The sequence below is a fragment of the Amycolatopsis heterodermiae genome, assembly GCF_034929455.1.
Lineage (GTDB): Bacteria > Actinomycetota > Actinomycetes > Mycobacteriales > Pseudonocardiaceae > Amycolatopsis > Amycolatopsis heterodermiae.
The window spans coordinates 17093-29229 of the sequence record NZ_JAYFSI010000028.1; the positions used below are offsets into that span (position 1 = coordinate 17093).

The 12137-nt window shown below is 71.9% G+C and carries 13 protein-coding genes; 10 read left to right on the plus strand and 3 right to left on the minus strand.

Annotated elements, in window-relative coordinates:
- Nucleotide 1: 1 nt before the first annotated feature.
- From argC to argH, 8 genes are read left to right on the plus strand one after another with little or no spacing between them, the layout of a single operon-like run.
- Nucleotides 2–1030 (plus strand): N-acetyl-gamma-glutamyl-phosphate reductase, encoded by a 1029-nt coding sequence (argC, locus tag VA596_RS50235; protein ID WP_323337919.1) that lies wholly within the window; start codon nt 2–4, stop codon nt 1028–1030.
- Nucleotides 1027–2187, plus strand: coding sequence for a bifunctional glutamate N-acetyltransferase/amino-acid acetyltransferase ArgJ (gene argJ, locus VA596_RS50240; RefSeq protein ID WP_323337920.1), 1161 nt, complete (start codon nt 1027–1029; stop codon nt 2185–2187). The genes argC and argJ overlap by 4 nt, the downstream gene beginning before the upstream one ends.
- Nucleotides 2184–3104 (plus strand): acetylglutamate kinase, encoded by a 921-nt coding sequence (gene argB / locus VA596_RS50245; protein ID WP_323337921.1) that lies wholly within the window; start codon nt 2184–2186, stop codon nt 3102–3104. The genes argJ and argB overlap by 4 nt, the downstream gene beginning before the upstream one ends.
- Entirely contained in the window at nt 3101–4303 is a 1203-nt protein-coding gene (locus tag VA596_RS50250) for an acetylornithine transaminase (protein WP_323337922.1), read from the plus strand. The genes argB and VA596_RS50250 overlap by 4 nt, the downstream gene beginning before the upstream one ends.
- Nucleotides 4303–5244 (plus strand): ornithine carbamoyltransferase, encoded by a 942-nt coding sequence (gene argF, locus VA596_RS50255; RefSeq protein ID WP_323337923.1) that lies wholly within the window; start codon nt 4303–4305, stop codon nt 5242–5244. Before VA596_RS50250 ends, argF begins: the two co-directional genes overlap by 1 nt.
- On the plus strand, nt 5241–5753 hold the full coding sequence (locus VA596_RS50260; protein ID WP_323337924.1) for an arginine repressor: 513 nt from the start codon (nt 5241–5243) through the stop codon (nt 5751–5753). The genes argF and VA596_RS50260 overlap by 4 nt, the downstream gene beginning before the upstream one ends.
- Nucleotides 5750–6619, plus strand: coding sequence for an argininosuccinate synthase domain-containing protein (locus tag VA596_RS50265; protein WP_323337925.1), 870 nt, complete (start codon nt 5750–5752; stop codon nt 6617–6619). The genes VA596_RS50260 and VA596_RS50265 overlap by 4 nt, the downstream gene beginning before the upstream one ends.
- Before the next feature lie 32 nt (nt 6620–6651).
- On the plus strand, nt 6652–8067 hold the full coding sequence (gene argH, locus VA596_RS50270) for an argininosuccinate lyase (RefSeq protein ID WP_323337926.1): 1416 nt from the start codon (nt 6652–6654) through the stop codon (nt 8065–8067).
- A gap of 18 nt (nt 8068–8085) precedes the next feature.
- Here argH and VA596_RS50275 read toward each other — a convergent pair whose 3' ends face one another.
- Genes VA596_RS50275 through VA596_RS50285 form a run of 3 tightly spaced genes read right to left on the minus strand, consistent with a single transcriptional unit; the run spans nt 8086 to nt 9964 of the window.
- A complete protein-coding gene (locus tag VA596_RS50275) occupies nt 8086–8748 on the minus strand; it encodes a TetR family transcriptional regulator (protein ID WP_323337927.1) in 663 nt (220 codons plus the stop codon).
- A complete protein-coding gene (locus tag VA596_RS50280) occupies nt 8748–9416 on the minus strand; it encodes a DUF4166 domain-containing protein (RefSeq protein ID WP_323337928.1) in 669 nt (222 codons plus the stop codon). Before VA596_RS50280 ends, VA596_RS50275 begins: the two co-directional genes overlap by 1 nt.
- The gene (locus VA596_RS50285; protein WP_323337929.1) at nt 9413–9964 is read right to left on the minus strand and encodes a hypothetical protein; all 552 of its coding nucleotides are present in this window, start codon (nt 9962–9964) and stop codon (nt 9413–9415) included. Before VA596_RS50285 ends, VA596_RS50280 begins: the two co-directional genes overlap by 4 nt.
- 105 nt (nt 9965–10069) lie before the next feature.
- Here VA596_RS50285 and VA596_RS50290 point away from each other — a divergent pair, with 105 nt between their 5' ends.
- Nucleotides 10070–10708: a DNA-3-methyladenine glycosylase gene (locus VA596_RS50290; RefSeq protein WP_323337930.1), complete on the plus strand. Its 639-nt coding sequence runs from the start codon at nt 10070–10072 to the stop codon at nt 10706–10708.
- 32 nt (nt 10709–10740) lie between these two features.
- Nucleotides 10741–12015, plus strand: coding sequence for a tyrosine--tRNA ligase (tyrS, locus tag VA596_RS50295; RefSeq protein ID WP_323337931.1), 1275 nt, complete (start codon nt 10741–10743; stop codon nt 12013–12015).
- Nucleotides 12016–12137: the final 122 nt, after the last annotated feature.

The following is a 12137-nucleotide window of genomic DNA, read 5'->3' on the forward strand; positions in this document are numbered from 1 at the left end:
TATGACGGTGAACATCGCGGTGGCCGGAGCCAGCGGGTACGCGGGCGGCGAACTCCTGCGCCTGCTGCTGACCCATCCCGAGGTCGAGATCGGCGCGCTGACGGCGGCCAGCAGCGCGGGCACGAAGCTCGGCGTCCACCAGCCACACCTGGTCCCCCTGGCCGACCGCGTCCTGGCGGAGACGACGCCGGAGACCCTGGCCGGCCACGACGTCGTCTTCCTGGCTCTTCCCCACGGCCACTCCGCGGCGCTCGCGGCGCAGCTCGGCCCGGACGTCCTGGTGGTCGACCTCGGTGCCGACCACCGGCTGGCCGACCCCGCCGACTGGCGACGCTGGTACGGCGGCGACCACGCCGGTCAATGGCCGTACGGCCTCCCCGAACTGCCGGGCGCACGCGAGAAGCTCGTCGGCACGAAACGCGTCGCCGTGCCGGGCTGCTTCCCGACCGGTGGTTCGCTCGCCCTCGCTCCCGCAGTGGAGGCCGGCCTGGTCGAGCCGGACGTGACCGTCGTCGCGGTCACCGGCACCTCCGGCGCCGGCAAGAGCCTGAAGCCGAACCTGCTCGGCTCCGAGGTGATGGGCTCGGCGAGCGCGTACGGCGTCGGCGGCGCCCACCGACACACCCCGGAGTTCGCGCAGAACCTCTCCGCCGTGGCGGGCGAGCGCGTCACCGTGTCCTTCACCCCGGTGCTCGCCCCGATGCCGCGCGGCATCCTCACCACGGCGAGCGCCCGCCTCAAGGGGGGCGTCGACGCGGCGGCCGTCCGTGAGATCTACGAGAAGGCCTACGACGCGGAGCCGTTCGTCCAGCTCCTGCCCGAAGGCGCGTGGCCGACCACCTCCGCGACGCTCGGCTCGAACAACGTCCAGCTGCAGGTCACGGTCGACGCCGACGCGGGGCGCCTGGTCGTCGTCGCCGCGATCGACAACCTGACCAAGGGCACCGCCGGCGGTGCCGTCCAGTCGATGAACCTGGCCCTCGGCCTCCCCGAAACCACCGGGCTTTCCACCGTAGGAGTGGCACCGTGACCGTCACCGGCCCCCAGGGCTTCCGCGCCGCCGGCGTCGCCGCCGGGATCAAGGCATCCGGCGCGCTCGACTTCACGCTGGTCGTCAACGACGGCCCGCTCGACGTCGCGGCGGGCGTGTTCACCCGCAACGTGATCAAGGCTGCGCCGGTGCTGTGGTCGCAGGAGGTGCTGAAGCAGCAGCGGCTCAAGGCCGTCGTTCTCAACTCGGGCGGCGCCAACGCGGCCACCGGCCCCGGCGGCTTCCAGGACACCCACGCCACGGCCGAGAAGGTCGCCGAGGCGCTCGGCGCCGGCGCGATCGAGGTCGCCGTCTGCTCGACCGGCCTGATCGGCGAACGCCTGCCGATGGACGCGGTGCTGGCCGGGGTCGGCACCGCCGTCGCGGCCCTCGACGCGAGCAATCAGGCGAGCCTGAACGCCGCCACCGGGGTGATGACCACCGACACGAAACCCAAGCAGGCGTTCGCGAAGCACGATTCGGGCTGGAGTGTCGGCGGGTTCGCCAAGGGTGCCGGCATGCTCGCCCCGAACCTCGCCACCATGCTCTCGGTCCTCACCACCGACGCCGTGGCGGACAAGGAAACCCTCGACCGCGCCCTGCGCGCGGCCACCCACGTCACCTTCGACCGCCTCGACGTCGACGGCGGCACGTCCACCAACGACACGGTGCTGGTCCTGGCCTCCGGCGCGAGCGGCGTCGAACCCACCGAGGCGGAGCTGACCGAGCTGCTCACCGCGGTCAGTCACGACCTGGTGCTCCAGCTGCGTGCCGACTCCGAGGGCGCGACGAAGGACGTCGACATCACCGTGCAGGGCGCCGAATCGGAGGCCGACGCGATCGCGGTCGCCCGCACGATCGCCGAGGACAACCTGGTCAAGACGGCGCTCTTCGGCTCCGACCCGAACTGGGGCCGGATCGCCATGGCCCTCGGCCGCGTCCCGGCCCGCATCGACCCGGAGACCGTGTCGATCGCGGTCAACGGCGTCACCCTGTTCGCCAAGGGCATGCCGGCCGCCGACCGGTCCGAGGCCGACCTCACCGGCCGGGCCATCGAGATCGTCGTCGACCTGGGCGTCGGGTCGGCCGAGTCGACGGTCTACACCACGGACCTTTCGCACGGTTACGTCGAAGAGAACAGCGCGTACTCCTCATGACCGGCTCGGAGGCTCTGATTTCCGCGGACGAGAGACTGGCGACGGCAGCCGAAAAGGCCGGGGTGCTCATCGAGGCGCTGCCTTGGCTGCAGCGGTTCCACGGCGCCACGGTGGTCGTGAAGTACGGCGGCAACGCCATGATCGACGACACCCTGAAGGCGGCCTTCGCCGAGGACATGGTGTTCCTCCGCCTGGCCGGCCTGCGCCCGGTCGTCGTGCACGGCGGCGGCCCGCAGATCACCGCGATGCTCAACCGCCTCGGCGTGTCCGGCGAGTTCAAGGGCGGTCTGCGGGTCACCACGCCGGAGACGATGGACATCGTCCGGATGGTGCTCACGGGGCAGGTCAGCCGGGAGCTGGTCGGGTTGATCAACGCTCACGGGCCGTACGCGGTCGGCATCTCCGGCGAGGACGCCCGGCTGTTCACCGCCGAGCGCAAACAGGCCACTGTGGACGGTGAACAGGTCGACATCGGCCTGGTCGGCGAGGTCGCGGAGGTCAACCCGGACGCGGTGCTCGACATCGTCAACGCCGGGCGCATCCCGGTGGTGTCCACGGTCGCCCCGGACGTCGACGGCGTGGTCCACAACGTCAACGCCGACACCGCCGCCGGCGCGCTGGCGGCCGCGCTGGGCGCCGAAAAGCTCGTGGTGCTCACGGACGTCGAGGGCCTCTACGCGAACTGGCCGGACCGCTCGTCGCTGATCGACCGCATCCGCGTCGACCACCTCGAGCCGATGCTGCCCGGCCTGGCCAGCGGCATGATCCCGAAGATGGAGGCGTGCGTGCGCGCCATCCGCGGCGGCGTCCGCCGGGCCCACGTGATCGACGGCCGCCTCGCCCATTCGGTGCTGCTCGAGGTGTTCACCTCCCGCGGCGTCGGCACCATGGTCTTCCCCGAAACGGAGCTCCCGTGACCGACCTCAAGTCCAATGTGGATGGACAGCAGCACTGGAAGTCCGCGCTGATGGACAACTACGGCACCCCCGCGCTGACGCTGGTCCGCGGCGAGGGCGCGAAGGTTTGGGACGCCGACGGCAAGGAGTACGTCGACCTGGTCGGCGGCATCGCCGTCAACGCGCTCGGCCACGCGCACCCGGCGGTCGTCGGCGCCGTCACCGAGCAGATCTCGCAGCTGGGCCATACGTCGAACCTGTACGTCAACCCGGTCGCCGTCGAACTCGCCGAGGCGCTGCTCGACGTCGCGGGTTTGCAGGGCAACGGCAAGGTGCTGTTCGTCAACTCTGGTGCCGAGGCGAACGAAGCCGCGCTGAAGATCAGCCGGCTGACCGGGCGCACCAAGGTGATCGCCGCCGAGGGCGCGTTCCACGGCCGGACCATGGGCGCGTTGACGCTCACCGGGCAGCCCGGCAAGCGCGACCCGTTCAAGCCGCTGGTGCCCGGCGTCGAGCACGTGCCCTTCGGGGACGTCGCGGCGCTCAAGGCGGCCGTCGACACCGACACCGCGGCCGTGTTCCTGGAGCCCGTGCTCGGCGAGGCCGGCGTGATCCCGGCGCCGGATGGCTACCTGCAGGCCGCGCGCGAGATCACCAAGGCTGCGGGCACGCTGCTGGTGCTCGACGAGGTGCAGACCGGCCTCGGCCGGCTGGGCACCTGGTTCGGCTACCAGCAGGCCGGCATCGTGCCGGACGTGATCACCCTGGCCAAGGGCCTTGGCGGCGGCCTGCCGCTCGGCGCGGTGATCGGCGTCGGCGCGGCGGCCGACCTGCTCAAGCCCGGCCAGCACGGCACTACCTTCGGCGGCAACCCGGTCTGCTGCGCGGCGGGCCTGGCCGTGCTCCGGACCATCGCCGCGGACAACCTTCTCGACCACGTCTCCGCGCTGGGCAAGGACATCGCCGCGGGGGTCGAGGCGCTCGGCCACCCGCTCGTCGCCGGGGTGCGCGGCGCCGGCCTGCTGCTCGGGATCGCTTTGCGTCAGCCCGTGTCGGGGGCGGTGGCCAAGGCCGTCCAGGACGCCGGTTACCTCGTGAACCCGGTCGCGCCCGACACCGTCCGGCTCGCGCCGCCGCTCGTGCTCGACGGCGACCAGGCCGCGGGCTTCCTCGCCGCACTTCCGAACGCGCTCGACTCCACCACGAAGGACTCCGACTGATGCCCCGCCACTTCCTCCGCGACGACGACGTCAGTCCCGCCGAGCAGAAAGCCATCCTCGACCTCGCCGACGCGCTGAAGGCCGACCCGCTCGGCAACCGCGCGCTGGCCGGGAAGTCCGTCACCGCGATCTTCGAGAAGAACTCGACACGCACCCGGTTCTCGTTCGAGGTCGGCATCAGCCAGCTCGGCGGGCACCCGGTGATCGTCGACGGCCGCTCCATGCAGCTGGGCCGCGAAGAGACGATCGAGGACACCTCCCGCGTGCTGTCGCGGTACGTGGACGCGATCGTGTGGCGGACCTTCGCGCAGAAGCGCATCGAGGCGATGGCTTCGGCCGCGTCGATCCCGGTGGTCAACGCGCTGACCGACGAGTTCCACCCGTGCCAGGTGCTCACCGACCTGATGACGATCCGGGAGCGGAAGGGCGAGCTCGCCGGGCTCACCCTCGTCTACCTCGGTGACGGCGCCAACAACATGGCGCACTCGCTGCTGCTGGGCGGTGTCACCGCCGGGATGCACGTCCGGGTGGTCTCGCCGCTCGGGTTCCAGCCCGACCAGCAGGTCATCCTCGACGCCAAGACGCGCGGCGAGGAGACCGGCGGCACGGCCACGGTGTTCACCGACCCGTACGACGCGGTGGCCGGCGCCGACGTGCTCGTCACCGACACCTGGACGTCGATGGGGCAGGAGAACGACGGGCTCGACCGGGTCGGCCCGTTCCGCGCCCTGCAGGTCAACGCCGAGCTGCTGAAGAAGGCGGCGGACGACGCGATCGTGCTCCACTGCCTGCCGGCGCACCGCGGGTGGGAGATCACCGACGAGGTGCTCGACGGCCCGGCCAGCGCGGTGTGGGACGAGGCCGAGAACCGCCTGCACGCCCAGAAGGCTCTGCTCGTCTGGCTGTTCGAAGAGAGCCGATCCGAAAAGAGCCGGCCGTGAGCAACAGCCGGGTCGGGCGGCAGGCCAGGATCACCGAGCTGGTCTCGTCCACGACCATCCGCAGCCAGACCGAGCTCGCGAAGCTCCTGGCCGCGGAAGGCATCGACGTCACCCAGGCGACGCTGTCGCGCGACCTCGACGAGCTGGGCGCGGTCAAGCTGCGCGGCCCGGACTCCGGCGCGCCGGTCTACGTGATCCCCGAGGACGGCAGCCCGGTCCGCGGGGTCCAGGGCGGCACGTCACGCCTGTCCCGGCTGCTGGCGGAACTGATGGTCTCGGCCGACTCGTCGGGCAACCTGATGGTGCTGCGCACCCCGCCCGGCGCGGCGCAGTTCCTGGCCAGCGCCATCGACCGGGCGGCGCTGGAGGAGGTCGTCGGGTCGATCGCGGGTGACGACACCGTCGCGGTGATCGCCCGGGAACCGTTGTCGGGCAAGGAACTCGCCGAACGCTTCGCCGCACTGGCCCAGCGCTCGGTCGCGGAACACGGAGACGAAGGAACGCCATGATCGTGCTCGCCGGTATCGGCAGGGAGGTCACCTCGGCGGCTGCGAAGCTGGCCGGGGAGACCGGGGCCGAGGTCGTGACGCTCGTCGTCGACCTCGGCGGCCACCCGTCGTCCGGCGGGTCGATCCGCGACGTCGAGACGTTCGCCGAAGACCACTGCCTCCCGGCGATCCAGGCCAACGCGCTCGTCTTCGACCTGGCCTGGCCGCTGGTCGCCCGGCGCCTGGCCGAGGCCGCTCGGCGGCACGGTGCCACGACCGTCGCCCACGGGTACGGCGAGAGACCCGGCTTCGCTCCGGATCTCCGCGTGCTCGCGGTGCCCGGTGTCCCCTCGGCCGAGCGGACCCTCTGGAGTTACGTCGTCGAGCCCGGCGACCGGTGGCGGTTCCCCGCCGAAGGTGAGTTCCTCGCACCGGAGGAGGTCACCGTCACCTTCGATCGCGGGGTCCCGGTGGCGGTCGACGGCGAGACGGTTTCGGTCGCCGAGGCGCTCCGGAGGTTGAACCGCCGGGTAGCGGCGCAGGGCGCCGGGAAGCACCGAACCGAAGACGGCCGGACGTTCGCGGCTCCAGGTGCGCTCGCGCTGGTCACGGCGCACCGCGCGCTCGAGCGGGCGACCCTCGAACCCGGGCTGGCCCGGTTCAAGCGGCAGGTCGACCGCGAATGGGCCACCCTGGTCCGCGACGGCCAGTGGTTCTCACCGCTGAAGCACGCGTTGGACAGCTTCGTCGTCGACGCCCAGGAGACGGTCACCGGCGACGTGCGGCTGCTGCTGCACGGCGACCGGGTGACCGCCCTCGAACCGCGCGACGACCAGCCCGCGGCCGAGCACCTCACGCGGCCCGGCAGGATCACCGCACAAGCCTGAACCACGAAACAGATCTAGGAGAAGCGAGAACAGTGAGCGGGAACGAGCAGCCGGTCCAGTTGTGGGGCGGCCGGTTCGCCAGCGGTCCGGCGGAGGCCATGGCCGCGCTGAGCGCGTCGACGCACTTCGACTGGCGCCTGGCGCCCTACGACATCGCCGGGTCCCGCGCGCACGCCCGGGTGCTGCGCAAGGCGGCCCTGCTCACCGAAGACGAGCTCACCGGCATGCTGTCCGCGCTGGACACGCTGGCCCAGGACGTCGCCTCGGGCGCCTTCACCCCGACGATCGCCGACGAGGACGTCCACACCGCGCTCGAGCGCGGCCTGCTGGAGCGGGCCGGCACCGAACTCGGCGGCAAGCTGCGCGCCGGCCGTTCGCGCAACGACCAGGTGGCCACCCTCTTCCGGATGTGGCTGCGCGACGCGGCCCGCCGGGTCGTCGCGGGCACCCTCGAGGTCATCGACGCGCTCGTGTCGCAGGCCAAGCGGCACCCGGACGCGATCCTGCCCGGCCGCACGCACCTGCAGCACGCCCAGCCGGTGCTGCTCGCGCACCACCTGATGGCCCACGGCCAGGCGCTGCTGCGTGACGTCTCCCGCCTGCAGGACTGGGACGTCCGCACGGCCGAGTCGCCGTACGGCTCGGGCGCGCTGGCCGGCTCGTCGCTGGGTCTCGACCCGGAGGCGGTCGCCGCGGAGCTCGGCTTCACGGCCAGTGTCGAGAACTCCATCGACGGCACCGCTTCGCGCGACTTCGTCGCCGAGTTCGCCTTCGCCGTCGCGATGCTCTCGGTGAACCTGTCCCGGATCGCCGAAGAGGTGATCATCTGGAACACCGCCGAGTTCGGCTACGTGACGCTGGACGACGCCTGGGCCACCGGCAGCTCGATCATGCCGCAGAAGAAGAACCCGGACGTCGCCGAGCTGACCCGCGGCAAGGCGGGCCGGCTCATCGGCAACCTCACCGGCCTGCTGGCGACGCTGAAGGCGCAGCCGCTGGCGTACAACCGGGACCTGCAGGAGGACAAGGAGCCGGTGTTCGACTCGGTCGAGCAGCTCGAGCTTCTGTTCCCGGCCATCTCCGGCATGGTCGCGACCCTGACCTTCCACACCGACCGGCTCGCCGAGCTGGCCCCGGCCGGGTTCACGCTGGCCACCGACATCGCGGAATGGCTGGTGCGCCAAGGGGTTCCGTTCCGCGTCGCGCACGAAGCGGCGGGGGAGAGCGTCCGCGTCGCCGAGTCCCGCGGGGTCGGCCTGGACGAGCTCACCGACGAAGAGTTCGAGAAGATCAACCCGGCGCTGACGGCCGCGGTGCGCGAGGTCCTGACCGTCGAGGGCTCGGTGAACTCCCGTGACGCCCGGGGCGGCACGGCACCCGTTCGCGTCGCCGAACAGCGTGCGCGCCTCGAAGACCGGGTCACCGCGGCCCGCCAGTGGCTGAACTGAGCTGAGCCGGAAGGCCGGTCAGGCGTTGCGCGCCTGACCGGTCTTCCGCAGCTTCGCGCGGAACGCCCGGGTGGCGACCGGACCGAGGCTCTCGACGACGTCGACGAGCGCGGCGAGCTGGTCGAGCGCGGTCAGCGCCCGCTCGGCGCCGCCGGGGTCGACCGCCTCGAACAACGTCAGCCCGAGGAAGCCCGCCGACACGGCGCGGGCCAGGCCGTCGGGATCGGCGAACTCGACCAGGGGCGAGCCGGCGAGCACGCGCTCCAGCGTCGTCCGGACCTCGGAGATCCACTTGTCGAGGGCCTCGCGGGTCGCCTCCGCGAGGCGGCCGCCGCCCTGCGCCCCGGCCAGGGTCTGCGCCAGCAACGCCATGTTCCCCTCGGCGCGTTCCCCGGCGTGGATCTCGCGCCCCAGCGCCAGCAGCTCGCCGACCGTGCTCACCTCGGTGAAGCGGTCGCGGTACTGCGCGACCCGGGCTTCGGTCGTGGTGATGCAGGCCTGCGCGACGAGCTCTTCGACGGTGCCGAAGTGGTAGAAGACCAGCGCCTGGTTCACTCCCGAGGCGGCGGCGACCGACCGGGCGGAGACGGCGGTGATGCCCTGGTGCCGGATGACCTCCAGCACGCCGTCCACGAGCCGCTGCTTCGTGTCCTGCGAACTGGGGTTCCGGCTTCTGCTCATCAGTCCATGACCTTCTCACGCAACGGTTTGACCGCGCCGCTCACCCCGCCGCCGACGTCGACGAACCGGGCGGCGAAGCTGCCTTCGTAGCCGAACACCGGCCCGAAGCGCGGGTGGACGACCGCGACCTCGATCCGGAACCGCCCGCTCGCCGCGTCGAACCACTCGTCGACCTGCGCGGTGCCGGTGAGCGCCCGCGGCAGGCGCGCCCGCACGGGCCCTTCGCGGAGCCGGAACCCGCCGGAGCGGATCCGGAACCCGCCGTCCGGCCGCGCCGAAACGGCGAGGTCCACCGCCAGGTGCTGGTGCGTCCCCAGGTAGTCGACGAGCCCGCGCCCGGCGCTGTGCACCATCTGCGCGTCGAAGCGCCGCCGCCGTCCCGGGAATTCGAAGGTGCGCACGAACGACACCGTTTCGCGGCCGTGCCGGTCCAGGTACGGGTAGTTCTCGATGGTGAACGGCACGTTCCGGCCACGCTCGGGGAACAGGATGTGACGGGTCGAGCCCAGCCACAGGAACGGAAGGGTGAACCCCGGGCCGCGCCAGATCCGGTCCATCACGCCGTGGCCGATCATGCCGCGCGTGCCGCACAGGGCGAGCCGTTCCCGCACCCGCGGGTGCAGGTTCGCGAAGTCCGCGCCGAGCGCGCGTTCCAGGACGCCGGTCACGCGGGCGCTCCGACCTGGGAATCCGCGCGGTCACGCGGGCGCGTCCGGACGCAGCGAGCGGCCGACGGCGCGGTCAAGGCCTGCTCCTCCGGTGGGGTGCCGGTCTCGAGCCAGAGCCGGAGCCGGTCGAACGACCAGGCCGTCAACCACCCGAACACCGGCCGGAAGACCCGGTCCGCCAGCTGCCCGGACCGGCCCCACCGGGTGCCGTAGTCGAACCCGGTGACGAACCGGACGCCGTCGCCGAGCGGCGTGTAGCGCCAGAACCCGGCACCCGCGCTGATCAGCGACAGCGGGTCCGCGGAGGCGAACCGCAGCACCGAGGTGCGCGAGCCGTCCGGCCAGGTGCACGACGCCGCGCTCGTCCCCACGCCGGTGACCGTGACCCCGAGGAACCGCGAGGTGTAGCGGAAGTGGCCGTCGATCGGGCTGATGTCGGCGAAGCGGAGGTCCCAGCGCCGGTGCAGGGCCGGGTCCTGGGTGTGCTGCCACAGCGTGTCCAGGTCCGTGCGGATCACGGTCTCGACGTAGAGCGCCTTCGGTCGCATGCCGGCTCCCCTCAGAGTTTGAGCGACTGCTCAAATCGAGCGTAGAGAATTTTGAGCGATCGCTCAAGAGCTAGGCTGATCGGGAAATTCGAGGGAGGAGCCCGCTTGAGCGGCGAAGCAGGCCGGTTGTTCACCCGCGACGAACTGGCCCTGGACCCGGTCGACCTGGCTCACCTGCTGCTCGGGTCCGTCATCGAGGCGACCGGCCCCGACGGCACCGTCGGCGTCCGCCTGGTCGAGGTCGAGGCCTATCGCGGCGAAGACGACCCGGCGTCGCACTGCTACCGCGGCCGCACCCCGCGCAACGCCGTCATGTGGGGTCCAGCCGGGCACCTCTACGTGTACTTCGTCTACGGGATGCACTTCTGCGCCAACGTTGTCGGCACCCACGAAGACATGCCCGGCGCGGTGCTGCTCCGTGCGGGCGAGGTCGTCTCCGGGTTCGACGTCGTCCGCAAGCGCCGCCCGAACGCCCGGGGGACCGGCGAGCTGGCCAAGGGCCCGGCCATCCTCACGTCGGTGCTGCGCGTCGACCGTGCGCAGAACGGCGTCGACCTGACCGATCCGGCGTCGCCGGTGCGGCTGCACGTCGGCGAGCGCGTGCCGGCCGAGCGGATCCGGGTCGGCCCCCGCGTCGGCGTCGCGACGGCGATCGACACGCCGTGGCGGTTCTGGGACGGCGCCTCGCCGGCCGTGTCCACCTACCGCCGCGGCGGTAAGCGCCGGGTCCGCCCCGCCCGTTAGTCGGTTGACCTGGTGCGGGAGGATCTACAGGCGTGAGCGAACACATCCTCGACGAGCTGTCCTGGCGCGGCCTCATCGCGCAGTCCACCGACATCGACGCCCTCCGGCGCGAGCTCGACCAGGGTCCCGTGACGCTCTATTGCGGGTTCGACCCGACCGCGCCCAGCCTGCACGCCGGCAACCTCGTCCCGCTGCTCATGCTCAAGCGCTTCCAGCGCGCCGGGCACCGGCCGATCGTGCTGGCCGGCGGCGCGACCGGGATGATCGGCGACCCGCGCGACAACGGTGAGCGCACGCTGAACACGCTCGACGTCGTCGCCGAGTGGGCCGGGCGCATCCGCGGCCAGCTGGAGCGGTTCGTCGACTTCGACGACAGCCCCACCGGCGCGGTCGTCGAGAACAACCTCAACTGGACCGGCCAGCAGAACGTCCTGGAGTTCCTGCGCGACGTCGGGAAGCACTTCTCGATCAACGTCATGCTCAACCGGGAGACGGTGAAGCGGCGGCTCGAGGGCGACGGCATGTCGTACACGGAGTTCAGCTACCTGCTCCTGCAGTCGCAGGACTACCAGCAGCTGTACCGCCAGTACGGCTGCAAGCTGCAGGTCGGCGGGTCCGACCAGTGGGGCAACCTCGTCGGCGGCGTCGACCTGATCCGCCGCACCGAGGGGGCGGGCGTCCACGCGCTCACCGCGCCGCTGGTCACCGACGCCGAGGGCCGCAAGTTCGGCAAGTCGACCGGCGGGGGGAACCTGTGGCTCGACCCCGAGATGACCTCGCCGTACGCCTGGTACCAGTACTTCGTGAACGTGGGCGACGCCGACGTGGTCCGCTACCTGCGGATGTTCACCTTCCTCGGCCAGGAGGAGATCGCCGCGCTGGCCGAGGACACCGAACAACGCCCGCACCTGCGTTCGGCGCAGAAGCGGCTGGCCGAGGAGTTCACCACCCTCGTGCACGGGGAGGACCAGACCCGGCAGGTGATCAACGCCAGCCAGGCCCTGTTCGGCCGCGGTGAGCTGGCCGACCTCGACGGGCGCACGCTCGACGCGGCCATGGCCGAGGTCCCGAACGGCGAGGTCGACCCGTCGGGCGAGCCGACAATCGTCGACCTGCTGCTCGCCGGGGGACTGGTGGACAGCAAGGGCGCCGCGCGCCGCACGGTCAAGGAGGGCGGCGCGTACGTGAACAACGTGAAGATCGCCGACGAGGAGTGGAAGCCCGCCGCGGGCGACGCGCTCCACGGCAAGTGGCTCGTCGTCCGCCGGGGCCGGCGCAACGTCGCCGGCGTCGCGCTCGGCAGCTGATCGGCTCCGGGGCCCGAAACAGAGGCTTGACCTGCGGGAACGCGGTTAAGGTACCCCCCTGTTCCGGGCCCCGGAAGGTCATGTAAAGTTCTCCAAGTCGCCAGGGAAACCGGGTGGCCGCC